The sequence below is a fragment of the Synechocystis sp. PCC 7339 genome, assembly GCF_019924095.1.
Lineage (GTDB): Bacteria > Cyanobacteriota > Cyanobacteriia > Cyanobacteriales > Microcystaceae > Synechocystis.
On sequence record NZ_CP063659.1, the window covers coordinates 3,132,881 to 3,156,633 of the forward strand.

At 48.4% G+C, this 23,753-nt stretch carries 23 protein-coding genes; 8 read left to right on the forward strand and 15 right to left on the reverse strand.

Annotated elements, in window-relative coordinates; all coding sequences use genetic code 11:
* Nucleotides 1–112: 112 nt before the first annotated feature.
* The 8 genes from dapB to purL all read right to left on the reverse strand — a co-directional run bounded on the left by dapB (nucleotide 113) and on the right by purL (nucleotide 8,078).
* Entirely contained in the window at nucleotides 113–949 is an 837-nt protein-coding gene (gene dapB / locus IQE94_RS14775; RefSeq protein ID WP_212720637.1) for a 4-hydroxy-tetrahydrodipicolinate reductase, read from the reverse strand.
* A gap of 89 nt (nucleotides 950–1,038) precedes the next feature.
* Nucleotides 1,039–1,371: a co-chaperone YbbN gene (locus tag IQE94_RS14780; RefSeq protein WP_223342223.1), complete on the reverse strand. Its 333-nt coding sequence runs from the start codon at nucleotides 1,369–1,371 to the stop codon at nucleotides 1,039–1,041.
* Nucleotides 1,372–1,525: 154 nt separating this feature from the next.
* On the reverse strand, nucleotides 1,526–1,765 hold the full coding sequence (locus tag IQE94_RS14785; RefSeq protein WP_212720634.1) for a DUF2442 domain-containing protein: 240 nt from the start codon (nucleotides 1,763–1,765) through the stop codon (nucleotides 1,526–1,528).
* A 97-nt stretch (nucleotides 1,766–1,862) separates the two neighbouring features.
* Complete coding sequence (locus tag IQE94_RS14790) at nucleotides 1,863–3,194, reverse strand: HNH endonuclease (RefSeq protein WP_223342224.1); 1,332 nt, start codon at nucleotides 3,192–3,194, stop codon at nucleotides 1,863–1,865.
* Between the two features lie 127 nt (nucleotides 3,195–3,321).
* Entirely contained in the window at nucleotides 3,322–4,632 is a 1,311-nt protein-coding gene (locus IQE94_RS14795) for an IS701 family transposase (RefSeq protein ID WP_223341782.1), read from the reverse strand.
* Nucleotides 4,633–4,716: 84 nt separating this feature from the next.
* Complete coding sequence (locus IQE94_RS14800; protein WP_223343185.1) at nucleotides 4,717–5,247, reverse strand: IS630 family transposase; 531 nt, start codon at nucleotides 5,245–5,247, stop codon at nucleotides 4,717–4,719.
* On the reverse strand, nucleotides 5,207–5,611 hold the full coding sequence (locus IQE94_RS14805; RefSeq protein ID WP_223341982.1) for an IS630 transposase-related protein: 405 nt from the start codon (nucleotides 5,609–5,611) through the stop codon (nucleotides 5,207–5,209). The genes IQE94_RS14800 and IQE94_RS14805 overlap by 41 nt, the downstream gene beginning before the upstream one ends.
* Nucleotides 5,612–5,759: 148 nt before the next feature.
* Nucleotides 5,760–8,078 (reverse strand): phosphoribosylformylglycinamidine synthase subunit PurL, encoded by a 2,319-nt coding sequence (purL, locus tag IQE94_RS14810; protein ID WP_370630544.1) that lies wholly within the window; start codon nucleotides 8,076–8,078, stop codon nucleotides 5,760–5,762.
* A gap of 154 nt (nucleotides 8,079–8,232) precedes the next feature.
* Here purL and IQE94_RS14815 point away from each other — a divergent pair, with 154 nt between their 5' ends.
* The gene (locus IQE94_RS14815; RefSeq protein WP_212720630.1) at nucleotides 8,233–8,985 is read left to right on the forward strand and encodes a hypothetical protein; all 753 of its coding nucleotides are present in this window, start codon (nucleotides 8,233–8,235) and stop codon (nucleotides 8,983–8,985) included.
* Between the two features lie 5 nt (nucleotides 8,986–8,990).
* Here IQE94_RS14815 and IQE94_RS14820 read toward each other — a convergent pair whose 3' ends face one another.
* Together IQE94_RS14820 and IQE94_RS14825 are read right to left on the reverse strand one after the other, a co-directional pair.
* Nucleotides 8,991–9,554, reverse strand: a complete 564-nt coding sequence (locus tag IQE94_RS14820) for an NUDIX hydrolase (protein WP_212720629.1) — start codon at nucleotides 9,552–9,554, stop codon at nucleotides 8,991–8,993.
* A gap of 32 nt (nucleotides 9,555–9,586) precedes the next feature.
* Nucleotides 9,587–11,149 (reverse strand): efflux RND transporter periplasmic adaptor subunit, encoded by a 1,563-nt coding sequence (locus tag IQE94_RS14825; protein ID WP_223342226.1) that lies wholly within the window; start codon nucleotides 11,147–11,149, stop codon nucleotides 9,587–9,589.
* Nucleotides 11,150–11,400: 251 nt separating this feature from the next.
* Between IQE94_RS14825 and gmk the strand changes: the two genes are divergently transcribed.
* The 3 genes from gmk to IQE94_RS14840 all read left to right on the forward strand — a co-directional run bounded on the left by gmk (nucleotide 11,401) and on the right by IQE94_RS14840 (nucleotide 14,699).
* Nucleotides 11,401–11,988, forward strand: a complete 588-nt coding sequence (gene gmk, locus IQE94_RS14830) for a guanylate kinase (protein WP_223342227.1) — start codon at nucleotides 11,401–11,403, stop codon at nucleotides 11,986–11,988.
* 66 nt (nucleotides 11,989–12,054) lie between these two features.
* Entirely contained in the window at nucleotides 12,055–13,386 is a 1,332-nt protein-coding gene (locus IQE94_RS14835; protein WP_223342228.1) for a histidine phosphatase family protein, read from the forward strand.
* A 53-nt stretch (nucleotides 13,387–13,439) separates the two neighbouring features.
* A complete protein-coding gene (locus IQE94_RS14840) occupies nucleotides 13,440–14,699 on the forward strand; it encodes a glycosyltransferase (RefSeq protein ID WP_223342229.1) in 1,260 nt (419 codons plus the stop codon).
* A gap of 173 nt (nucleotides 14,700–14,872) precedes the next feature.
* Here IQE94_RS14840 and IQE94_RS14845 read toward each other — a convergent pair whose 3' ends face one another.
* The 3 genes from IQE94_RS14845 to IQE94_RS14855 all read right to left on the reverse strand — a co-directional run bounded on the left by IQE94_RS14845 (nucleotide 14,873) and on the right by IQE94_RS14855 (nucleotide 17,875).
* On the reverse strand, nucleotides 14,873–15,247 hold the full coding sequence (locus IQE94_RS14845) for a sulfite exporter TauE/SafE family protein (protein ID WP_190597327.1): 375 nt from the start codon (nucleotides 15,245–15,247) through the stop codon (nucleotides 14,873–14,875).
* A gap of 108 nt (nucleotides 15,248–15,355) precedes the next feature.
* Nucleotides 15,356–16,000, reverse strand: a complete 645-nt coding sequence (locus IQE94_RS14850) for a HEAT repeat domain-containing protein (protein WP_212720615.1) — start codon at nucleotides 15,998–16,000, stop codon at nucleotides 15,356–15,358.
* A gap of 180 nt (nucleotides 16,001–16,180) precedes the next feature.
* On the reverse strand, nucleotides 16,181–17,875 hold the full coding sequence (locus IQE94_RS14855; protein ID WP_212720613.1) for a transglutaminase domain-containing protein: 1,695 nt from the start codon (nucleotides 17,873–17,875) through the stop codon (nucleotides 16,181–16,183).
* 224 nt (nucleotides 17,876–18,099) lie between these two features.
* Between IQE94_RS14855 and IQE94_RS14860 the strand changes: the two genes are divergently transcribed.
* Together IQE94_RS14860 and IQE94_RS14865 are read left to right on the forward strand one after the other, a co-directional pair.
* A complete protein-coding gene (locus tag IQE94_RS14860; RefSeq protein WP_223342230.1) occupies nucleotides 18,100–18,777 on the forward strand; it encodes a hypothetical protein in 678 nt (225 codons plus the stop codon).
* A 142-nt stretch (nucleotides 18,778–18,919) separates the two neighbouring features.
* The gene (locus IQE94_RS14865; RefSeq protein ID WP_212720609.1) at nucleotides 18,920–19,885 is read left to right on the forward strand and encodes an SPFH domain-containing protein; all 966 of its coding nucleotides are present in this window, start codon (nucleotides 18,920–18,922) and stop codon (nucleotides 19,883–19,885) included.
* A 317-nt stretch (nucleotides 19,886–20,202) separates the two neighbouring features.
* Here IQE94_RS14865 and IQE94_RS14870 read toward each other — a convergent pair whose 3' ends face one another.
* Nucleotides 20,203–20,358, reverse strand: a complete 156-nt coding sequence (locus IQE94_RS14870) for a hypothetical protein (protein ID WP_212720604.1) — start codon at nucleotides 20,356–20,358, stop codon at nucleotides 20,203–20,205.
* A 176-nt stretch (nucleotides 20,359–20,534) separates the two neighbouring features.
* Here IQE94_RS14870 and IQE94_RS14875 point away from each other — a divergent pair, with 176 nt between their 5' ends.
* Complete coding sequence (locus IQE94_RS14875) at nucleotides 20,535–22,559, forward strand: Rne/Rng family ribonuclease (protein ID WP_223342231.1); 2,025 nt, start codon at nucleotides 20,535–20,537, stop codon at nucleotides 22,557–22,559.
* Between the two features lie 83 nt (nucleotides 22,560–22,642).
* Entirely contained in the window at nucleotides 22,643–23,221 is a 579-nt protein-coding gene (locus IQE94_RS14880; protein WP_212722040.1) for a ribonuclease HII, read from the forward strand.
* Between the two features lie 9 nt (nucleotides 23,222–23,230).
* Here the strand turns inward: IQE94_RS14880 and mutT are convergent, their stop codons facing one another.
* Nucleotides 23,231–23,641 carry an 8-oxo-dGTP diphosphatase MutT gene (mutT, locus tag IQE94_RS14885; RefSeq protein ID WP_212720600.1) on the reverse strand — a complete coding sequence of 137 codons (411 nt, stop codon included), beginning with the start codon at nucleotides 23,639–23,641 and terminating at the stop codon, nucleotides 23,231–23,233.
* Nucleotides 23,642–23,753: the final 112 nt, after the last annotated feature.

The following is a 23,753-nucleotide window of genomic DNA, read 5'->3' on the forward strand; positions in this document are numbered from 1 at the left end:
AATTTGACTCGTTGCCTCTAAATTAGCTCAATTGACTGGGTTTTCAATTTACACCATAGAACGCTGGGGCTTTTTGCTTTCATCGTCTCGGTATGCTGGTGCGCCATTAACCCTAAAGTAGTTTTTCCAAACCGTAAACTAAACCCTTCAGTTCTACCACTTTACGAATGCCCAAAAGCACCCCCGGCATATAACAGGCCCGGTCAGTGGTGTCGTGGCGGATGGTGTAGAGTTGCCCAGGGGAACCGAATAGGACTTCTTGGTGGGCAATTAGCCCTGGTAAACGAATGCTGTGGATGGGAATTTGCCCTGGCCCTAGTCCCCCTTTGGCTCCGGCAATGGTTTCCTTTTCCTCCACCGCCGCTGGGTTAAAGGTTTTGCCCATTTCCGCCAACATTTGGGCCGTTTTAATGGCAGTGCCACTGGGGGCATCAGCTTTCTGGTTATGGTGCAATTCAATAATTTCCACATGGTCAAAGTACTGACAAGCTTGCACGGCGGCCTGTTGCATCAATAGCACCCCGATGGCGAAGTTGGGAGCAATCAAACAGCCTGTACTGGCTTTTTCGGCAAAGTCCCCCAGGTCTTGGATTTGTTGATCGCTCAATCCGGTGGTGCCGACTACGGGCCTTACCCCATAGGCGATCGCCGAACGAACATTGTCATAAACGCCACTGGGATGGGTAAAATCCACCATCACCCCTTGGATTTTTTCTTGGGTGGCCAAAACCAACACACTCTGGAGATCAGCTAGGACAGGAACTTCCAATGGCCCAATGCCCACTATTTCACCAATGTCTTGGCCCTGGAGGGCTGAATTGTGGTCCACCGCTCCTACCAATTGGAGATCGGGGGCCTGGGCTACGGCTTTAATCACTTCCCGACCCATTTTTCCTGCCGCACCGTTTACCACCACAGGAATTAAATCTTGATTAGCTTGATTAGCCATAACTGCCCCAGCTTTACCCACAATTGATCACAATGATTAACTTCTCCATTGTTGGACAAGCGTTAACCGAGGGCAAGCACCGGCCAGCCTTAGGAGGGAAAAATGGAAATGGCAATCTGCTCTCGAATACGGTGGAGGTCTTCCCTAGCACGAAAATCTTCTAAGCGTTGGATAATCTGACCACGGTTGAACAGGATTAGGGTGGGGAGATTTTTCAGGCGGTAGGCGTTGGCCAAATGTAGGTTAACGTCGGCATTGACCTCCACACAGATAAGTTGTTCTCCCCATTCCCCATGGATGTGATTGAGTAGGGGTCTGACAAAGTGACACAGTCCACACCAGGGAGCCCCAAAGTAAACCAAAATCGGTTTTGGGCATTGAAGAACGAGATTATCAAAGTTGTCTTCGTTAATGGCTAGCATGGGCGTGTTTCTAGCGGACTGATCCCTTATTCCCCATGCTACAACCATTTTCGGCCCCAAAGGGAGGACTGAGCCCAACTGATCTCCCTGGTTTTGCTAGCTCAAGCGACGGGCGATCGCCGTGAAGTTGTCTGTGAACTACCTAGGTAATTCATTAAGAGTCAGTACAAACTAGGGGAAAAAGTTTGGGATGTTTGATGATGTCCAAGGTCAAATCTACGTCCAGATCAGGCCAATAAAAATGATTGGCAGTGGGCTCAGTGACGTTAAGAATGTGCTTTACCGAGGCGTCTTTAAACCAAGGAAAATCCTCGTAGGACAGAAATAGTTCATTATCCCCAGACAGCAACCAAATCCCATGGTTGGAAATATGGGTAACTTCAAGGTTAGTCATAGATATGAATCCTATTTTTATAAAAAATAATTCCGTCGTCTATCAATGACTAGGCTTTTAAAAAAATCGGTGATAATGAAATTGGAATGCAATAAATTTAACTAGAAAGCTTTAAGAAATTATTGTAGTGTTGTTCCAAAGCTTCAAAAGATGGTACAGCAGAAGTATCTTCAGGAAGTCTGATGAATATTCCATCGATTTCCTTATAACAAGTGTCTAAAAGATCTTGTGAAACAAAAACCTGTTTAGTTGTTGGATTAATCGAAATTAAATGAAGATCGAAGAGAGTATGAATATCTGCACGTAGTATTAAACCATTTGCAACATAGTTTGTCTGAGCACCCAAATAGGGAATTATGTGTGCGGCTTCTAATGCAGCCTCTGCATCACAACCTGTAATAGCACATCTTCTATCATAAGCCTCTAATAATTCGGAGCGAAATTTAGGTTGACCCTGACGTTGAACAATCTCTTTCATTGTTCGTTTTCTAGCATCTTTAATATTTTGTGGATCAAAATTTAACTCAGCTTCAATTTCTTCTCTATCAGCCAAAATCCAATGGTTTTTATCTAAATCATCAGAGATTTCTTTAGATTCAGTTACATTAAGAGAATCACTTAAGTTTTCGTTCTCATTCTGTTCTTCCTGTGAATACCATTCATAAAACTTTTCAAGCATTGTAGAAAATTTTGTTTCTCTCCCTTCCGCAATTGAAACGGATAAGTGTAATAGAGGATACAAGCCAACGAAGGCGATTTTGAGTGTCCCCAATCCTTCATTAAAATTGACGGGGAAATAATAAGGATCTACGAATAGAAGGGTATTTTTAATGGTTTTCTTGTTTAATAAATTAAATTTTTTCGTATTGATTAAATCATGAAAATCATTAGAATAGTCATAGTTGGGCAAGCTATAGCAAACCTCAATACTCGTTAGAATTTTATTCAGCAAATCAAAATTAGATTGCATTTCTACGTATATTTTCTCGGCGAAGGCCTTCTCTACCGAAAAAGAAAAGGGTGAAAAATTTATAGTTATACATGTCTCTTCTCCTGGATATATGTCAAAGCCAAGCATAGAAGGATGAATATAAATTGGCTTGCCGTTTGAATTTTTGATAGACAATGGTGAATCGTTTTTATCTCTTCTTTTACCCGAAATGCCAACACGAACGTTTTCTGCTCCTCTATTTTTTGTAGCATCTTGTCTATTGTTAGGACTAGAAATGCTTCCCATTCCTTCAAGAGGATCAATACCATATACGCTCGCTGCAAGCTCTAAGCTTTCTTTCCTCAATAGCTCTAATCGAGGAAAAAACTGACTCCTCATTGCAATAGCACGTTGTTTCACATCTTCAATGTTAAACACATGTAGATCATCCTGATCAAACTCTATTTCACTGACATGAGAAGGATTTATAATAGCCATTAGCTCAATTGTTTATTTATAGTGATTGACATAAATGACCGAATTCGATTTTTTCTTGAAAAGTTGACAATATTTCATATATTTATCATGGTGAACAGAAAAAATAAACTATCCCTCTTCCGTCAATCTAGGCAGAAGAAGAATAGAATGTATTCCATGAATTTAGCAAATACTTTAATCGATCTAGCTTATCAACCTTGTTGTAAAGTTTAGTTAACTCATCCAAAACATGGGCAAATGGAAATACTTTTAACCACTTTTTGATAAGATTTATTGCATTAAATACAGAGATCACTAATCGTAGGTTGTTTAGCCATTTTTTCCACCCTTCTTCTTTATCCCATTTTTCATGCTTTTGATGATACTTTGACGTTGAATTTAGAGTCGGATTAAAATTCTCATCATAAAAACAAATCATACAATATGCACACATCACTAATTCCCACCATTTTTGAATTTGCTCATAATGAGTTACCCTAAAATCTGCCCATCCTAATTCACTTTTGCATTGCTTAAATCCATATTCTATCCATGACCTTACCCCATATATTCTGCCAACTTCTTTATATTTAATATCTGGTATTCGAGTCATTACAAACCATCCTGCTTTTTCCTCCTCTTTTTCTGTTTCTGTTTTAATTTCCCAATATCTTATTGCGTTTTTTTTGCCATAAACTATTTCTCTGATATACCTATCTTCCTGTTTTCCATCCCATCTTATATGTTCAAACCTCCTCCACTTATTTGCCCTTACTTTAGCTTCCTTTGGAAGCCAGACCCCATGATTGCTCCGGATTCCCACTGCATATTCTATTTTTAATTCCTCTACGGCACTGATAAAATTGCTATGGCTTTCTCCATATAAGCTATCTGACACTACTCTTTTTATTTTAAAACCACTTTCTTCTAGTTCTTTTATTATCTCTACTGCTAATTCCGGCTTTGTTTTATACTTATCTCCCTCTTTTAATCTTTCTTTTGGTTTAAATACTTTTGATTCTAGAGGAAACGTTACTCCATTGCAGTAACCATAGGCATTTACTGACACTATACCGCTTTCTATTTTTCCTAAATTTCCAATATATTGTCTTTTTACATAATCTGTTGTTTTCCCTTTTTTGGGGTCTCCTGTTTCATCTATTATTACTATTATTTCTCTTCCTTCTAAAACTTCTAAGATAATATTTAATCTTCTTTTTTCTAATTCTTTTAATTCCCAAGGAGAATCTGTCATGAAATGCAGTAATCCCTGTTCATTTTTCAATCCTAGTGATGATGCTATTGCAGGTAAACTCTTTCTTTTTATATCACTTAATATTCCCACAATGATATATTTAAATGACTCATAAGACCTCACTTCTGGAAATATATCTTTATACAGTTCACTATATGTGTCTACACACTGTACTGTCTTTTTCGCCTCTCTTGTCTTTGTCATTCTCCCTCCGCGCTTTTCAGCCTTTTATCTCCATTTTAATTCCCTCAGTCTGACGGAAGAGGGCTATAGCAAATGACGAGATAGTTAGGACAGTTCTCTCAACGCTATATCCAATGCAGAAATCAGCGATTCTCCATTACTAACAAGTTGGGAAACATAACGTTTTAGTCTCGCCCAGAACTTCTCAATTTTGTTCAAGTCTGGTGAATATGGTGGTAAAAATATAACCTCACACCCAGCTTTTGCTACCAATGCCTTTATTCTTTCTTTCGGATGAAAGCTTGCATTATCCATGATTAGTATCTGACCTGGTATTAACTCTGGTAATAACATTTCTTCTATCCACGTGCATACTACTTGAGCGTTACAGTATCCTTCAAATATCATTGGAGCTATTGTTGTTCCATTCCACCAACAACTTATTATGCTGACTCTCTTGGTTCTATGTCCTAATTTGCTCGCCTTTAATCTCTCTGATTTATGACAGTACCCATAGGGGTAGTCTAGAGTGTCATCTAGACCGGCTTGATCCATATAAATCAGTTTTTCTGCCGCATATTGCTTGATTTCATCTTCAAATGCCTTTCTCTCTTCCTCTTCTATTTCCCTGTAAATATAAGTTTTTTTTTCTAGTAAACCCTATTTTCTTTAGAGCCTTACTTATTCTTATTCTACTTACAGGCTCTGGCCATTTTTCTGCCATTTGTTTTTGCGTTAAATGACCGTTCTCCTCCGCAAATTCTCTGAATTTATCCAAATCATCTATTTTCGGTCGTGGACCACGCTCATAATCTCTCTTCGCGGCTACACTTCCTGTTTCTTTCTTCTTTTTTATCCATAGGTCTAAGGTGTTGCGACTAATGTTCAGTGTTCGGCAGACATGGCTTTTCTTCTCTCCTTTTTCTACTGCACTTACCGCTTTCTCTCTTAGATCTACACTGTAGGGGGCTGGCATCGCTTTTTTCCTAACTCTTTCCATACATTATGTCCTAACCTTAGCAATCTTTGCTATAGGTTCTCAACAAAAGAGGATTGAGAAACATAAAGAGAGTTTTTCAAATGCTTTGAGCCTGGATAAATTAAGTCAAATAACTTTTGTACCACCAATCCTTCTAAAATATTGACTTCTAAAGCCTTAATCGATTAGAGATCGCCGTTTGCCAAGGTTCGGTTAGGGCGGAAACTGGTAAATCAATCAGAGGGTTATTTTGGCCATCTAAAAGGGTTAGATTGCCCTGTTCACTACCCACCACACCTAATTTTTGCCAGGGGAAAGATTGACTAGTTAAATAGGATTCCCAGTCGGACTGATTGGCCGGTGCCACTGCCACCACAATGCGACTGGCAGATTCTCCAAACAGTAAGTTATCCAATCTTTGCTCGGAATCAGATAGATTAATTTCTGCCCCCAACTGAGCGGCGATCGCCATTTCTGCTAGGGCTACCGATAAACCTCCTTCCGCACAATCGTGGGCTGCGTTTACCCATCCCTGGGCAATGCCATGACGACAGGCCTGTTGCACTGCTTTTTCCAGATCAAAATCGACGTGGGGTGGCTGACCAGCAACGGTGTGATGAACAACAGCCAAATATTCTGATCCCCCCAGGGTATTGCCGTCATTACTACCTAGCAAGTAAATGCCATCCCCCGAATTGCGCCAACCTTGGCCAACAACTTGATTGATATTTTCTACCCGTCCCACCATGCCAATGACCGGCGTCGGATAAATGGGTTGGGGTTTACCGTTGGAATCCAATGTTTCGTTATAAAGGCTGACATTGCCCCCGGTTACCGGCGTGTTCAACTGCCGACAGCCCTCTGCAATGCCCTCACAGGCTAGGGCCAGTTGCCAATAGCCCACCGGATTTTCAGGACTACCAAAGTTTAAATTGTCCGTTACCGCCAGGGGTTCTGCCCCCACACAACTTAGATTACGGGCCGCTTCTGCCACTGCCGCCTTGGCTCCTTCGAGGGGGTTGAGGTAAACGTAACGGGCATTACAATCCGTAGTGGCCGCCACCCCAATCACACATTCCTCGGGCTTGGCATCCAGGGGACGAACCCGCACCACTGCCGCATCGGCCCCACCGGGCACTATCACCGTGTTGTTTTGCACTTGATAGTCGTACTGACGGTACACCCAATACTTGGAAGCAATGGTGGGACTATCCAACAGGGTTAACAACACTTCATTCCAGCTTTGCTTTTGCCCTGCAATGTCAATCCCGGCGATCGCCGCCTTGGGTAAAGTATTTTCCTGCCACTGCCAAGCTCGTTGGGCATAGTCCGGGGCTTGGTCTAACAACTGATGATGGTAGATAGGAGTATTGTCCGCCAGGGCTGTGGCCGGAATTTCCGCCGCAATTTCCCCTTGGAAAAAGATCCGCACAATGGGGTCAGCAATTACTTGCCCTGCCACCACTGCCTGCAAACCCCAACGGTGAAAAATGTCGATTAATTCCTGTTCCCGCCCCGGTTGCGCCACAAATAACATCCGTTCCTGGGATTCAGATAGGAGATATTCGTAGGGCACCATGCCCGTTTCCCGCACCGGAATTTTGTCTAAATCCAGCTCAATGCCTACGCCTCCCTTGGCCGCCATTTCCGCCGTAGAACAGGTGATACCGGCTGCCCCCATGTCCTGGGCCGCCACCACTGCCCCACTTTTAAAGGCTTCCAAACAGGCTTCAATCAAGGATTTTTCTAAAAATGGATCCCCCACCTGCACCGCTGGACGATCGTCCATGGACTGATCCGTCAACTCAGCACTGGCAAAACTGGCTCCCCCCATGCCATCCCGCCCCGTGGTGGAACCGACATATAAAACTGGATTGCCTACCCCGGAAGCCCCAGCTTTGACAATTTCTTCCGTTTCCATCAAGCCCAAGGCCATGGCGTTGACTAAGGGATTGCCGGAATAGGCTGGATCAAAATAAATTTCTCCGCCCACGGTGGGTACGCCAACACAATTGCCGTAATGGCTAATGCCGTCCACTACCCCGGTGAAAATGCGCCGATTCCTAGCATCGTCCAAATTGCCAAAACGAAGGGAGTTTAAAATGGCGATCGGCCGGGCTCCCATGGTGAAAATGTCCCGTAGAATCCCCCCCACCCCGGTGGCTGCCCCCTGGAATGGTTCCACTGCAGAGGGATGGTTATGGGATTCGATTTTAAAAGCTAGTTGCAGGCCATCTCCCAGATCCACTACTCCGGCATTTTCCCCAGGGCCTACTAAAATTTGTTCTCCTTCGGTGGGAAAACTACTCAATAAGGGGCGGGAATTTTTATAACAACAATGTTCTGACCACATAACACCGAACATGCCAAGCTCAGCTTTGTTAGGATGACGGCCGAGCCGTTGCACAATATCCAGGTACTCATCGGGTTTTATACCTTCGGCGGCGATTTCGGCAGGGGTAAAGGGGGCGGTCATGGCAAGGAGAATAAAAGGGTCAGGGATTCCAGGCTCATTTTATCTGAGATTGCCCAAAAACAATCCGGTTAGATAGTTCAAGGTAGAATGTGCCTAGTGTCCAGCGGGCGTCACATTAGCCCCCCAGCCTAGACTGTATTACTTTTAAAACTGACTTTGATCATCCATGGCCGATTCTGCGCTACAGCCCCGTCAGCATCCCATTTCTCCCCCTAGTCACCCCAAGCAATTCCGGGCGATCGGTGTGGTATATGGGCGCTACTATGCCAGCGAGGAATCCAGTCAACGGGGAATATTGGTGACGGAAACCGGTGACATTGTGGAGTCAGTGTTATTAGGAAAAACTTTCAGTTTATTCAAACGCCATGTCAACTTGGAAGATCCCCATTTTTGGGTGGTTTATCCCCGACTGCGGGATAAGGATGATCACCTCCATTTTCAATTGGCGGGATTATGGGAACCGGAAAATCTTGGCCCTGGTCTGACCTCGGCCTCTGACCCTGCCTCGAACAGTTTACCTAGTCCAAAAGTAGATCACCCCTATTTTTCCATCCGCGGGGAAGTGGTATTTGTATCCCAGGCGAGGGAAAACATTGTGATGAAAATTCGCCAATCCCCCAAGTCCCCTAGTAAACGACCCTTGTTTTTTAAAGTAAAAATTAGTGGAATTTTGAAGGATACGGAAGGGGAAATTTGTCGCCGTCCCCTGCGGCGTTTTTGGGATATGGAAGCCACTCTGCAGGGCAATGAACTAGTTTTGGAAAAAGCCACTGACCTGGGGCCGATGCAACGACGGTCTAGCCCAGGCAAACCCGCCGGCAAGTCAACGCCTAAACCCAAGACCAGTACATCCAAGCCGGTTAAAAAATCAGCCACAGCTCCGCCAAAATCGCCCCCGGCTAAACGTCGTTTATTTTAGTGTTTTCAAAGCAAATGACGCATCCAGAAGTAACTGGCAATGGATTTGGCGTCAACCATTTCCCCTTTGGCGATCGCCGTTTCAAACTGGTCAAATGTCATTAATACCAGTTCAATATCTTCGTCTTCGTCCTGGGCCGGGGGATTGGGTAACTTTTCTAGGTCTGTGGCCAGATAAGCGTAAATAATTTCGTCGGAGTAGCCCGGAGCGAGGGGAAATTGACCAATGGTCTGCCAGGTGTGGCCCCGGTAACCAGCTTCTTCCTCCAATTCCCGCCTAATAGTTGCCGCTGGATTTTCCCCCACTTCCACGGTGCCCGCCGGAAATTCCAACAGCCGCCCCGCCAAAGCGAAACGATATTGCCGCACTAGCACCAATTGACCTTCGTTTGTAATAGGCACCACTAGGGCGCCTCCCGGGTGTTGGATTAGTTCCCAGTCTCCCACCACGCCGTTGGGCAATTGCCTCCGACTAACGTCAAAGTTAAATTTACGTCCTCGGTAAAAGAGTTTTTGCTGGAGCACTGGAGCAATTTCCAAAGGACGGGGGGATGAATCTGGGGCAATCATACTAAGCAAAAAAATATGTTTGAACGATGTGTCTAGGGAGTGGGATTGGATGAGTCTTCTGCTGGTGCTGGCTGGATAGGAGCTCCGTCCTGCACTCTCAATAGCCCCGCAGTGATAACCTTATCGCCCGGTGCCAACCCCGACAAAACTTGGTAATTACTGCCCTGGATACTGCCCAGGTCAACGGCTTTTTGTTGGGCTACTAAGCCCGGCTCCCCGGTTTGTTCATTTTCCTGTTCTTGCACTACGTAGACAAAGCTTTCCCCGCCAATGCGGGTGATGGCCACGGTGGGCACCACTAGCCCCGTGTCTTGCTCCCAGATGATGCGGGCTTGTACTAACTGACCGTTGAGCAGTTTTTGGTCTTGGTTGCTGAAGGTGGCCCTGGCTAATACACTCTGACCATCATTGTCCACATCGGGGGAGACAAAACTAATTTGCCCCCTGGCGATCGCCGTTTCTTGGCCATCGAGGATTTCCACGGTCAGGCCAGGGCGTAACCGGGGGGCTTGGGCGAGGGGCACGGCTAGATTTAAATCTAACTGCTGATTTTCAGTCAAATTAGTCAAATCATCATCGGCCTGGACGTAATCCCCCAATTTCACCGGAATATACCCCACTACCCCAGCAAAGGGAGCGGTAATTTCCGACTTACCTAGGCGGGCTTGCAAGGTTTTCACACTGGCCAGGGCCTGTCCCACCCGGGCCCGAGCTTGGGCAATGCTTTCGGGCCGTTCCCCCGCCCGTAAACGGTTTAAATTTTGCTGTTGGGCATCTACTTCCGCCGTTAACCTTTCCACATCGGAGCTGCGGGCTTGTTTGAGCTGTTGCAACCGCCGTTGGGCTGCTTCCACATCGGCGATCGCCTGCCGTTCTTCCTTCAGTTGTTGATCATAGGCATCGAGGGAAATAACCCCTTGGTCTCGCAGATTACGAAATCGGCGCACCCGCTCACTGGCTAGTTCCGCTGCCGCCTTGGTGGAATTCAATTGGGCTTGGGCCTGGGCAATTTCTTCCGGGCTAGAGCCTCCCTTGGCATTGGCTAAACGGGTTTGAGCTTGACGCAACTGGGCCGCCGCCGCCGCAATGTCTTCCTGACGACTGCCCGCTTCCAACTCCGCCAATTGGGCCCTTTCCGCCGCCAAATTAGCCTGGGCTTCCAACAATTGGGTTTGCAGAACATCGTTGTCAATGCGAAATAAAACCTGCCCCTGTTGTACCCGTTGCCCTTCCCTGACTAAAATTTCCTGAACCCGTCCATCAATTTCTGAATCAATTTCCATGCCCTTGGGCGCTTCCAACGTTCCCATCAACGTGGTGAAATCCCTAACCTCAGTGGGTTCTAACACCTGCCACTTCACAGGGGCTGGCGGCATTTGACCCATCATGGCCCCTCCGGGAGGGCCACCGGAACGGGACTGAAACCACCAATAACCACCGCCCCCCAACAAAAGTAAGGCCCCCATCACTAGCCAGAGCCGTTTGCCTGGTTTGGAAGCTTGGGGAATGGGCTGAAAGGACAAATTTTGTTTACCAATACTTTGTTCCTTTTCCGATTCCGGATGAGTTTCGTGCAGTACGGGGGGCTCAGTCATGGGTAAGGGGGGACTAAATGGGCTAATCTTTAAGAAAAGTTTACAAGGACACAGAACCCTAGGGTAGCGGATATTTCCCCCGGGGCGCTTCGTTCCTAGGGAGTATTTGCGGATTTTAAGGTTGTTGCTACTAAAAAGGGCGCTTAACATTGCCCCCCTTTGTTGCTCTCGCCTTAGTTTTTGCTTCCCTATCCCTCCCCCAAGGTTATTCAGAATTATTCACCTTCTTTATTGAGTAGTTGTTAAGCTCCATGGCCCCAGACCAAACCCAAGCAAAAGGACAATTGATTGTGCTAACGGGCCCTAGTGGGGTAGGCAAGGGGACGTTGGTGCAACTACTGCTGGAGCGGCATCCCCATTGGTTTTTGTCCATTTCCGCCACTACCCGAGCGCCAAGGGCCGGGGAGGAAGATGGGCGGTCCTACTATTTTTTAAGCAAGGAAGAGTTTCAAACTTGGATTGGGGAGGAAAAATTACTGGAATGGGCTGAGTATGCGGGCAACTATTACGGCACCCCCAGGCAACCGGTGGAAGCCCAGATCGCCCAGGGCAAAACTGTGTTGTTGGAAATTGAAGTACTGGGGGCCCGGCAAATTAAACAAACTTTTCCCTCTGCCCGACGAATTTTTATTTTGCCTCCCTCTGTGGAGGTGTTGGAAGAACGGTTACGGGGCCGGGGTTCCGACAGTGAAACGGCGATCGCCAAACGTTTAACCCAGGCCCAGCAGGAACTACAAGCGGCGGGGGAATTTGATCACCAACTGGTCAATGATGATTTGGAGCGAGCATTAAACCACTTAATTGGTCTAATTGGCGAAGGAAACCGCCCCCAGGATTAAAATACGGCCACTGCCACCCCAACCCTGTAAAATTGGTCTGATTTTATCGTTCAGGAGGCAGGAGGATTGGCTACTCGGGTCATTATTGTTCGCCACGGGCAGAGCACCTATAACGCAGAAAGACGGATTCAAGGTCGCAGTGATTTATCAGTGCTCACCGACAAAGGTAAGGCCGATGCCCAAAAAGTCGGTCAAACCCTTAGCTCCCTGACGATCGACAAAATCTATTGCAGTCCCCTACGCCGGGCCAAGGAAACCGGCCAGATCATCCAGGCCAGCTTTGCCCATCCCCCGGCATTGATCCCCAGCGAAAATTTATTGGAGGTCAATCTGCCCCTCTGGGAAAAAATGACTAAGGAGAATGTGGCCAATCAATATCCGGTGGAATACTGTCTTTGGCATGAAGCTCCCGATCAACTGGCCATGACGGTGGATGGGGCCGAGTATTACCCCGTTGCGGCCCTCTACGCCCAGGCCCAAAGGTTTTGGCAGGATGTGTTGGCCAATGCGGCCGGGCAAACCTTGTTGATTGTGGCCCACAACGGCATTAACCGTTGCCTATTAATGAGTGCCATTGGCATGCCCGCTTCCCATTACCAGCGCCTGCAACAGTCTAACTGCAACATTAACGTGTTGAACTTTAGCGGTGGCTGGGGCGATCCAGTGCAACTAGAATCCCTCAACCAAACGGCCCACATGGGAGTCCCCCTCCCCCCTCCCCGTAAGGAGAATAATCGCCTGCGGTTGCTGCTCATTCGCCATGGGGAAACCCAATGGAATCGGGAAGGACGTTTCCAGGGCATTCGGGATATTCCGTTGAACGAAAACGGTAAAAACCAAGCTCAAAAGGCAGCGGAGTTTCTCAAGGAGGTGACCATTAACCTGGGCATTAGCAGTCCCATGGCCCGGCCCAAGGAAACGGCGGAAATTATTCTGCAATATCATCCCGCTGTCGCCCTCGATTTACAACCAGAATTGGCGGAAATTTGCCATGGGCTATGGGAAGGGAAACTAGAAACGGAAATTGAAGCGGAATATCCCGGCTTATTGCAACAGTGGAAGGATGCCCCCGCCACAGTGCAAATGCCAGAAGGGGAAAATTTGCAACAGGTCTGGGACCGGGCGATCGCCTGTTGGCAGGATCGGGTCAAATTCTACAGTCAGGGAGATGGCTCCACCGTGGGCATTGTGGTAGCCCATGATGCCATTAACAAAGTCATTTTGGCTTATTTGTTGGGACTGTCCCCAGCCCATTTTTGGCAAGTTAAGCAGGGTAATGGCGGGGTGAGCGTCATTGATTATCCCCAGGGTTTGGATAAACCCCCGGTTATTCAAGCCATTAACTTAATGGGCCATTTGGGGACAGTGTTGGATCAGACCGCCGCCGGGGCCCTATAGACCTGTTGAATGGGCAGGTGATGCTCCCATTGGTTCCCTAACTACTTTTTGCCATGACTCACTTCGGCCTACTCTGTCCAGCGACAACGGGGCACCTCAACACCATGTTGCCCTTAGGCAAGGAGCTGCAACAGCGGGGCCATACCGTGACCATGTTTGGGGTGTTGGACGCCCAGGCTAAAACCCTAGCGGCCGGTCTGGATTTTCAGGCGATCGCCATAGGGGAATTTCCCTTGGGAGCCCAAATAGAGTTTATGGCCAGGTTGGGGAAACTCAGTGGGCTGAAGGCATTGCAATGCACTGTGGCCATGATCACCAAAAAAACAGAAGCCTTTTTTAAGGAAGCCCCTGAGGTGATAACCAAGGCTGGTGTGGAAGTTTTATTGGTCGATCAAGTTTCCCAGGAAGGGGGCACCATTGCCGATTACCTCGGCATTCCTTTTGTCACAATCTGTAGTGCTGTGGTGCTTAATCGTGAGCCCACTATCCCCCCCTGTGCCACCCCTTGGCCATACAATCCTAGCTGGTTGGGGCAACTGCGGAATCGCCTTGGCTATGCACTTTTGGATCGGGCCACCAAACCAATTACGGAATTGATTAATGATTATCGTCATCGCTGGAATTTACCCCGCCAATTCAGTCCCAATGATCGTTATTCCCCATTAGCGCAAATTAGTCAGCAACCGGCAGCATTTGAATTTCCTCGACAATGCTTACCAGCCCATTTCCATTTCACTGGCCCATTTCACAGCGCGGTGGGGCGAGATGTGCCCGATTTTTCCTGGGACAAACTCACCGATAAACCCCTAATTTATGCCTCCCTGGGTACGATTCAAAATCAGTTAATGGGCACCTTTAAAACCATTGCCGAAGCCTGCGTAGGCCTAGATGCCCAATTGGTTATTTCTCTGGGGGGAGCTGATTTGGAATCTATGCCCCTACTACCTGGTAATCCCCTTGTTGTTAATTACGCCCCCCAACTGGAACTTTTGCAAAGAACAGCTCTTACCATTACCCATGCCGGCCTCAACACCACATTGGAATGTCTCAATAACGCAGTGCCCATGGTGGCCATTCCCATTGCCAATGATCAACCAGCCGTGGCGGCCCGAATTGCCTGGGCTGGAGTGGGGGAATTTATTCCCTTAAGTAAATTGAATGTGGATAATCTGCGGACGGCCCTTGAAAAAGTTCTCACTGAAGATTCCTACAAAAGAAATGCTCTGCGGCTTCAACAAGCAATTAAAACTGCTGGAGGTGTTACCAAGGCGGCGGATATTATCGAACAGGTGACAGCGGGGGGGATTCGCTAAATTTCAACAATTCTGGCAGTGGAAAATCTTGCTCCTTGGTGGTGGAATAGTCGGGCAAGCGGTAGAAAAAAAGAGGAAAGTTCGTGGGTACGATGACGACGGACAATTTGGTGTGGGCGGAGGCTTAGGAAAACCATTTAAAGTTCCCCCAGGGGAGGTCATGCCCATCCAAACTATTTGCCCCAAATCATTTTGAGGGCAATAACCAACATCGCTCCGCCAAAAATACGCCCCAGCAATTCATTGGAAATGTTGGTGGCCACCCTGGCACCAAACAAACTACCAAGGACAAATCCCAGGCAAATTAGCACGGCTACTTTGATGTCCACGTCCCCCTTTTGGTAGTAGGTCCAGGCCGCCGCCAGACCGATGGGGGGCACCATGAGGGCGAGGGTAGTGCCCTGGGCTAAATGTTGGGTAAAACCAAAACCAAACACTAGCACTGGTACAATAACCAACCCGCCGCCGATGCCAATGAGGCCGCTGGCAAAGCCGGCCATTAAACCTAGGGCAATAAAACTGACAATGGTAAAAGTGTTGATGGCCATCGTTGCTGGATGAGATTAATTAGGAAATTTTTCGTTCCAGTGTATGGCCAATCTGGGTCTAGGTTTTGACAATCCCTGCAGTGGAAGCTTAAATGTGCTCTACAGGGTTTACATCGGGCTGATATTTTCCAGGGCCAAAAGAATGCGTTCCCCCACGATCGCCTCCGGTTCCTCGGCCACCAAAGACTGGAGAAAATTTTGTAAGGGTTGACGATAACTGGGCGCTTGTTGAGCTAAATTTTCCAAAGCGGCGATCGCCCCGTAGCGCACCACCCATTCGGGATCCTCACAAACTTGGACCAGGGTGTCGTAAATAGCTTTTTGTACTGTCTCTTGTTCTTCCTGGGGTAGGGATTGCCAGCGGAGAAAACCTAGTCCCTTGGCCGCCGCCCGCCGCACACTGAGGGCAAAATCCGTCAGGGCCGCTTCCTGCAACAAAGCCAATGCTCTCGGATCACCAATGCCGGCACAGGCTCTGGTGGCCCAGGCCCTAGCGCCATAATTGTAGCCATCCATATTGGCCAGCAAGTGGGCCATGGCCGCGTCCCCGATTTGGATCAGCCCATCCACCGCCGCCACCGCTGCCCCTGGATTGTTGTAACGCAACACCGTGGTCAATTGGGGTACTGCCAACGGCGATCGGGTGGCCGCCAGGGCTCGCACTGCCCCCACTAACTTGGCCGCCGAGTCTGCGGTTTCCACTGCTTGGATTAATTGTTCAATTTCCGGAGTTATGACGCTATTATCCTCCATGGTTTAGCCCCTGAAGCCTACGCTACCTATGCTACTGACAGTGAATCACCATAACATTGCTTCGGCCCTAACATCTCTGTAAATACCTGGCATTGAGGAGCGGGGGAATACGGGGGAATATTCCCAGCACCACCTCGTAGACAGGGAAGGAAGTTTCCCTCTCACCAAAGTTAAATTAAATTAATCGGCTAAATGCACCGCCGGGTCTAGTTCCTCCAAGATGGTGAATTGCACATGGTTGATGGCCAGTTCGCCAATGGAAACCACCTGTTTATTGACGGGAATACCCTGACTCAGTAGCTGCTCAAAGGGCACATCCTTGGCGGTTTCAGCGTGGTACCAAGCCAGACCCATAAAGAAACGGGTGGGGTACGGGCCACCATCATTGGTGTCGTCAGGATTAGATTCCATAGGCAACCAACCGATGCCGGGCAGATAAAATTCAAACCAAACATGGTTGAAGTCCGGTTCCATGGGCAAATTACGCTGGAGGGGATGGGGCGGACATTTGTAGCGGCCAGCGGTGCGACAGGCAATACCATTCAAACGGGCCAGGGCTAACAAGACCCCCACGTATTCCCCGCAGGAACCCACCCCCCGCCGTAGGGCTAAGTCAGGAGTATCAATGTGGGGTTTAATGCCGTAGGAAAGGCGGTCGTAGACGTAGTTCCGGATATTAAACATCTTACGAAGGATGTTGGTTTCCCGACCGATCGCCTCGGCCGCGGCCCGGATAATAATATCGGTTTCCATGCTCAGGTTATCGTTATCCACTAGGTAACGGTCAGCAAAGCCTTCAGGTAAGGCGGGAAGGTACTCGCAATCACTGGGTTTCAGTCGATATTTAATCCCCCATACTTCCATTTCTACCCGCCAGCCAAACACGGCTCGACTATCTAGATCAAGCTTGTCAAACTCGAACACAGCGACCTTTTGCCCGTTGACGTCATCAATGCGGCTAAAGGGTAAACCCACCGATTCGATTTTGCGAATTCTTTGCCGGGGAGTTTCCGCTGGCAGGGCCATGCGCCATTCCACCTGTTTTAAATCAACAGGGTCCAGGGGGGCCAGTTCCTCAACGTAGCGCATCTCCACCAAGTAACCGTTGGAAAAGGTACAACGCTTGTGGGTGTCGTTGTAGAAATAGAGGGGATGGATGAAGGTGGTTTCCCGATACATCAACTCGTGGTTGGGATCGGCGTTGGGGTTATCCCGGACGTAGGGTTCCTGTTGCACATAGGCCACATAGAGGGTTGCTTTTTCTCCAGCTTGATCGTTGTAAAAAGCCAGGCCAGTGGGGCTTTCAAAGGGAGTAATCAGGCTAAAATTAATTTCCCCGGTGGCCCGATCGAGGCAATAAACACTTTGTTCGGCACTGTCACAGACCCACAGTTCTTCCCCCCGCACGGTAATGTTTTCCACGCCGATGCCGGGACTGTAAAAAGTGGCCACTAGCTTGCGGGTGTCCCTGCCATACACCAAAATGTGGCCCCGCTTATGGCAGGTGATGTACACAGTGCTGCCCCAGATGGCTACCCCATTGACCGGGTCGTCAAACCAGGCAAATACCTCCGGCTTCAGGTCTTCCCCTTCCAGATTACAGGTGTAAACATACTGTCCTGAGCTAAACCATAGCTGCCCGTCGGCGATCGCCAGGCCAGTGGCTCCGATAAATTCCTGCCAGTACTGACCGTTGAGTAACTTAGTGTTGTTGGTGTAGGGATCGATTTCCAACAGGTAACCATTTTTGCTGTCCACAGCCAACAGACGATCTCCGTCGAAGACAATGCCATGGATGGAAACGGCGGCCACGGGACGAATGGTTTTTCCCACAAAAGTAGATAAATCGGGCACAGAATCGACAACCATAGACACTAGACGGCAGGACAGTTTAGGCAATTCTACAGCTTAACAAAGGCCTAGGTGGGGCAGATGCTCACCACGAACGTTCCCCTGCTACTGTTCCCAGGGGTCGTGCTACCATGCCTTTAGAATGGAAAAGAGGGCAACAAAAACCACTGCGAAACTGTCCTTTTGCCCTGGGAAAGTGCTTCTGTCTGGGCACAATGTTCAGAGAAATTTCCAAAAGGATTGAGACAATGGCTAATAGGATCGGTTCAATAAGTTTAGGTTTACTCACTGCCCTGGTGGGAGGGGAGGCCCTGGGGTCCCTGGTAATGGCAACCCCTTTGATGAGCCCCCCCCTGACGATCACCCAGAACAGCTCTGCCCCCTTGACGGTGGATGTGTTAAAAAACCTGAGCTACAACATTCCCGACCAAGGTACCTACCCCCTCAACAACGGTGTGTTTACCGGCGGAACTTTTAATCTCAATTTGATTAAGCCCATTGCCATTGGGGACGTTGACCAAGACGGCGACCAGGACGCGGCGGTGATTTTACGCTGGGGCAGTGCGGTGGGCCCGGAAGAATTGATTTACCTCGCCGTAGTGACCGATGGCCCCGACGGACCGATCGCCAATCCCAACACCTATTTCCTCGGCGATCGGGTGCGGGTACAAAGTTTAGTAATTAAAAATGGCCAAATCCGCCTCAACGTGTTGAAGCACCAGCAGGGAGACCCCCAATGTTGCCCCAGTGCCCTGGTTTCGGAAGCGTACCAGTTGAATAGTGGAGAGGGAACCCTTGAACCCATCACCCTCAACGAACAGCAACGACAGGAAATTCATATCCAGGATTTGCCTAGTCAGGAGTTACCCGGGGACCAAGACGAGCCTTTCCAACCCCCCGTAGATCAATTTCAAATTCAACTCTAGCCCTCCCATCACACCCTCCGGCAAATGGGGGAATCCATAGAGCAAATTTTCTACCCTTTCGTCTTTTTTCACTGATTGATTGTTGATTTTACTGACATTGTCCCCAACTTTCCCCTTTCCCCAGTTACAGCGGAGCTAAATCATGGAAGCCTTTTTTCTCTTCTTTCTCGTCTTCTTCGGATCGGCGATCGGTACTTCGGTCAAAATTGTTAATGAAAAAAATGAATTTCTAGTGGAACGGCTGGGAAGTTACAACAAAAAACTTACCCCAGGGCTGAATTTTACGGTTCCTATTTTGGATCGGGTCGTTTTTAAGCAAACCACCAGGGAAAAGGTCATCGACATTCCCCCCCAGTCCTGTATTACCAAAGACAATGTGGCCATCACCGCCGATGCTGTGGTCTATTGGCGCATTATCGATATGGAGAAAGCCTATTACAAGGTGGAAAATTTACAGTCCGCCATGGTGAACTTGGTGTTGACCCAAATCCGCTCTGAAATTGGCAAGCTTGAGTTGGATCAAACCTTCACTGCCCGGACGGAAATTAATGAATTACTACTGCGGGAACTGGATATTTCCACTGACCCTTGGGGGGTAAAAGTTACTAGGGTGGAATTACGAGACATTATGCCTTCTAAAGCAGTGTTGGATTCCATGGAACTGCAAATGACCGCAGAGAGAAAAAAACGGGCGGCTATTCTCACTTCCGAAGGTCAACGGGATTCTGCCATCAACTCCGCCCAGGGGGATGCCCAAGCTCGGGTGTTAGAAGCGGAGGCTAAGAAAAAAGCGGCTATCCTCAATGCAGAGGCGGAACAACAGAAAAAAGTGTTGGAAGCTAAGGCTACAGCGGAGGCCCTCAGTATCCTTACGGAAAAATTGGGTTCTGATAACCATGCCAGGGAAGCCCTGCAGTTTCTCCTGGCCCAGCAATACCTCAATATGGGTACGGCGATCGGCAGTAGCGACAGCAGTAAGGTAATGTTCCTCGATCCCCGCAACATCATTTCCACCTTGGAAGGGGTGCGGTCCATTGTGGGAGATGGTGCCCTGGATGAAGGATTAGAGGCGGCCTTGGATAAAGTGGATCGTCATCGGGCTGGGTAGGCAACTGGCCTGGAGGGCCGAGGCTTCTTGCTAAAGGCTACCATTTCAGGTTATATTCAGTTTAAATTTCTCGGGCATTAGGTTTATTTCTTTTGACAATGCCCGGGTTATTTTGAGAGGGACTCCAACCCCTCGAGGTCGATGTCCAATGTAATCATTGGCGTTGGTCCAGGGATAACCAGCAAAAGTTATGCCCCTGTAGTGAATCGCCGTAAGCAGCCCCCGATTCTTCTTTTCTAATCGTTACCGGTTGTCGTTCTTGCGGTGCAGAAAAACAGATAGTTTTTTCCGTCTTAAACTGCCTCCAATACTCTTGCCTATCTATTTCCCCCGTCCGTGCGATGGGCGGCTGTCCCCTGGGCGTTTCCCTGGGAATATCTACGACTTGCTCCAGCAATCTGACCGTAATCCATGCCCCCCAAAATTCCCTGTTCATACCCTATCAGGAAGCTGTGGTGGCAAAAAACGGTCACAACTATAGCAACGGGGATGACGGAAATAGTTTACTGGGCTAGAGGGTAGGTTGACCCTAGAGAGGAAAATATTTAGTTCACCCCATGTCCAACATTACAACATTTTTCTGTAGGCTACCTTGCCCCTGTCCACACCACTGGGACGGCTTTGGGTTGGCCTTTTGAGGAATATATTTATGCCAAAACAAATTGTCATTGCTGAAAAACATCAGGTTGCTGCTGTTTTTTGGAAGGATCAAATTCAAGAATTGGTGGTGTCCACGGGCAGCCAACAGGTGGGAGATATTTATTTAGGCTTAGTTGACAATATTCTGCCTAGCATTGACGCCGCTTTTATTAACATTGGGGACACCGAGAAAAATGGCTTTATCCACGTCAGTGACCTAGGCCCAGTTAGATTAAGACGCACCGCCGGTTCCATTTCGGAACTTTTAGCTCCCCAACAGAGGGTGTTGGTGCAGGTGATGAAGGAACCTACCGGGAACAAAGGACCCCGTCTGACTGGAAACATCAGTATGCCAGGGCGTTACATGGTGTTGATGCCCTATGGCCGCGGCGTTAATCTTTCCCGTCGCATTAACCGGGAGGAGGAACGTAGTCGTTTAAGGGCTTTGGCGGTGTTGATTAAGCCACCGGGCATGGGACTGCTGGTACGGACAGAAGCGGAAGATGTGCCGGAAGATGCGATTATCGAAGATTTAGAAAATCTGCAAAAGCAATGGGAATTGGTGCAACAACAGGCCATGACCCGTAGTGCCCCCATGCTCCTAGACCGGGATGATGATTTCATCAAACGAGTGCTGCGGGATATGTATTCTGACGAAGTGAATCGCATTGTGGTGGATACCCCGGCGGGGATGAAACAGATCAAACAACAGTTGATGAACTGGGATCAAGGTCGTTTGCCGGAGGGGGTTTTAATTGATTGTCACCGAGAATCCCTCAGTATTCTGGAGTATTTCCGGGTCAATGCCACTATTCGGGAGGCCCTCAAGCCCAGGGTGGATCTGCCTTCGGGGGGTTATGTAATCATTGAACCGACGGAAGCTTTGACGGTCATTGACGTTAACTCTGGTTCCTTTACCCATTCGGCTAATTCCCGGGAAACGGTGCTCTGGACTAACTATGAAGCGGCTACGGAAATTGCACGGCAGTTAAAACTGAGAAACATTGGCGGGGTGATCATTATCGATTTCATTGATATGGATTCCCATAAGGACCAGTTGCAACTTTTGGAGCATTTTAACCGTTGTTTGGAAACGGATAAGGCTCGGCCCCAGATTGCCCAGTTGACGGAGTTGGGGCTAGTGGAGTTGACCCGTAAGCGCCAGGGGCAGAATTTATATGAACTATTCGGGCAACCCTGTCCTGAGTGTGGTGGTTTAGGCCATTTGGTGGAACTCCCTGGAGAGAAGGGTTTTGTTTCCTTGGTTCCCACCGCGGTCAGCAGTAGCATTCCCCCCCGGTTGGTAGAAAAACCAATTCTCTCTCCCCCCACTGTCAAGGTTAGTGAGCCGCCGAAGAAGGAAGAAGCAAAAATATCTAGCCCCCTAGACTTACTTTTCCATCCTAATTATCAAGAGCAAGGCGATCGGGATAATAACCGTCGTCGTCGCCGTCGTCGAGGCTCGGATTTTTCTGAAAAGGAAAATACTAAGTCCGTGGGGGTTGCCCGCAGTAAGAGTACTAACCCCAGCCCTACCAAGGAAAAGGCCAGTGGCACTGCGCCTCCCCGCCGTGAGCGGCCGTCCCGTAGAGTGGAAAAAACTTTGGTTCCGGTGGATGTCACTATGACAACTTTGGAACAGGACATTTATGCCCGCATGGGAATTTCTCCTCTGGTCAAAACGGAATACGCCGATCAGGATCCCCGCTCCTTTGTGGTCTCGGTGGTTACTGCGGGTACGACGGCCCCGGAGGAAAACATTAATGGTAATGGCAGTCAGGTTAATACCATCATTACAGCGGTGGACAATGGCGATAATAGTCCCGATGACGCCTCCAGTGATGGACCGACGATTACATCTGAGGTCACAGCCCCAGTTATTGAGCAACCAGCGAACGCAACGGTAGCTCAGGAAAAAGTTGACTTGCCCCAACTTAATAATGAAGCTTCATCTGCTGCGGTGGCAGAGGTGTCTGCTCCCACGGAAACGAAAAAACGTCCTGGCAGAAGACGCCGGCGTTCTTCGGCGGAGTAGGTATTAGCTTGATTTACTCCCCCAGTTGTTACAACGATCGCCAATGGTGGCAAGAGAGCCAAGGACTATCCGGCGATCGCCTGGTGGCCGGGGTGGATGAAGTGGGGCGGGGAGCTTTATTTGGGCCAGTGGTGGCGGCGGCGGTGCTGGTTCCCATCGAAGCCATTAACCAATTACAGGCTTTGGGGGTGAAGGATAGTAAAAAACTGTCTCCCCAACGTCGTGTCCAGTTTGCCCAGGTATTGCCCCCCTATCTCCACAGCCACGGCATTAGCTTTGCCGATGTGCCCACCATTGACCGGATTAATATTCGTCAAGCTAGTCTATTGGCCATGGAGAGGGCGGTGCAAAAATTGCCTGTTATGCCGGCCTATGTGTTGGTAGATGGGCGAGACACTTTAACTTTACCCCACATTGCTTCTGCCCAAATGGCCATTACCGGCGGAGACGACAAATCCTTACTAATTGGGGCCGCCAGCATTTTAGCTAAGGTTTGGCGGGATAGTTTAATTACCCGTTTAGCAGAGCGTTTTCCCGGTTACGATCTGGCCAGTAATAAGGGTTACGGCACAGCGAAACATCGCCTAGGGTTAAGGCAGTATGGTACGACTCCTCTACACCGCCCGCTTTTTTGTCGCAAAATTATTGAAAACCTGGATTGAGTGGCCCGATTATTTGAGAAACTTTTGGCGCAGGGCCTGAATAATTTCCCCATTGGCTTTGGGAAAACGATACTCCCCCAAATCAGCGATCGCCACCCAGCGCACTTCTTCACAGGCAATGGTTTGGGGTTGCCCCGATAGATACTGACAAAGATGGACGTATAAAGTGAGCCGTACCTGGGGATAGCTATGGTCAATGGTAATCAGAGATTCCCCCACTGCCACTTCAATGGCAATTTCTTCTCGCACTTCCCGCGCAATACATTCGGCAGCGGTTTCCCCCGGCTCTAGTTTACCCCCAGGAAATTCCCATAGCCCGCCAAAGGATCCCCCCACCGGACGGCGATCGATCAATACCCGGCCCTGGTCATTGATAATTACCGCTACGCCAATTTGTTTATGGGGGAAAGAATGGGCCATGGGAAAAAACAGTATGAATAAAAACTTGGAGTAAATAACAAAGCAAATCCCCTAAGTTAGGATACCCAGGGGATCGGGATGATGTCAGTTGGTTAAGTTGGGCCAAACAATT

What these genes read in the sequence shown, in the direction of transcription:
- IQE94_RS14850 (WP_212720615.1), bottom strand. Translation starts at nt 16,000, where the DNA reads ATGGAGGATAATAGCGTCATAACTCCGGAAATTGAACAATTAATCCAA.
- IQE94_RS14795 (WP_223341782.1), bottom strand. Translation starts at nt 4,632, where the DNA reads ATGACAAAGACAAGAGAGGCGAAAAAGACAGTACAGTGTGTAGACACA.
- IQE94_RS14840 (WP_223342229.1), top strand. Translation starts at nt 13,440, where the DNA reads ATGACTCACTTCGGCCTACTCTGTCCAGCGACAACGGGGCACCTCAAC.
- IQE94_RS14865 (WP_212720609.1), top strand. Translation starts at nt 18,920, where the DNA reads ATGGAAGCCTTTTTTCTCTTCTTTCTCGTCTTCTTCGGATCGGCGATC.
- IQE94_RS14825 (WP_223342226.1), bottom strand. Translation starts at nt 11,149, where the DNA reads ATGACTGAGCCCCCCGTACTGCACGAAACTCATCCGGAATCGGAAAAG.
- IQE94_RS14845 (WP_190597327.1), bottom strand. Translation starts at nt 15,247, where the DNA reads ATGGCCATCAACACTTTTACCATTGTCAGTTTTATTGCCCTAGGTTTA.
- mutT (WP_212720600.1), bottom strand. Translation starts at nt 23,641, where the DNA reads ATGGCCCATTCTTTCCCCCATAAACAAATTGGCGTAGCGGTAATTATC.
- gmk (WP_223342227.1), top strand. Translation starts at nt 11,401, where the DNA reads ATGGCCCCAGACCAAACCCAAGCAAAAGGACAATTGATTGTGCTAACG.
- IQE94_RS14780 (WP_223342223.1), bottom strand. Translation starts at nt 1,371, where the DNA reads ATGCTAGCCATTAACGAAGACAACTTTGATAATCTCGTTCTTCAATGC.
- IQE94_RS14805 (WP_223341982.1), bottom strand. Translation starts at nt 5,611, where the DNA reads ATGGAAAGAGTTAGGAAAAAAGCGATGCCAGCCCCCTACAGTGTAGAT.
- IQE94_RS14820 (WP_212720629.1), bottom strand. Translation starts at nt 9,554, where the DNA reads ATGATTGCCCCAGATTCATCCCCCCGTCCTTTGGAAATTGCTCCAGTG.
- IQE94_RS14790 (WP_223342224.1), bottom strand. Translation starts at nt 3,194, where the DNA reads ATGGCTATTATAAATCCTTCTCATGTCAGTGAAATAGAGTTTGATCAG.
- IQE94_RS14785 (WP_212720634.1), bottom strand. Translation starts at nt 1,765, where the DNA reads ATGACTAACCTTGAAGTTACCCATATTTCCAACCATGGGATTTGGTTG.
- dapB (WP_212720637.1), bottom strand. Translation starts at nt 949, where the DNA reads ATGGCTAATCAAGCTAATCAAGATTTAATTCCTGTGGTGGTAAACGGT.
- IQE94_RS14815 (WP_212720630.1), top strand. Translation starts at nt 8,233, where the DNA reads ATGGCCGATTCTGCGCTACAGCCCCGTCAGCATCCCATTTCTCCCCCT.
- IQE94_RS14860 (WP_223342230.1), top strand. Translation starts at nt 18,100, where the DNA reads ATGGCTAATAGGATCGGTTCAATAAGTTTAGGTTTACTCACTGCCCTG.
- IQE94_RS14875 (WP_223342231.1), top strand. Translation starts at nt 20,535, where the DNA reads ATGCCAAAACAAATTGTCATTGCTGAAAAACATCAGGTTGCTGCTGTT.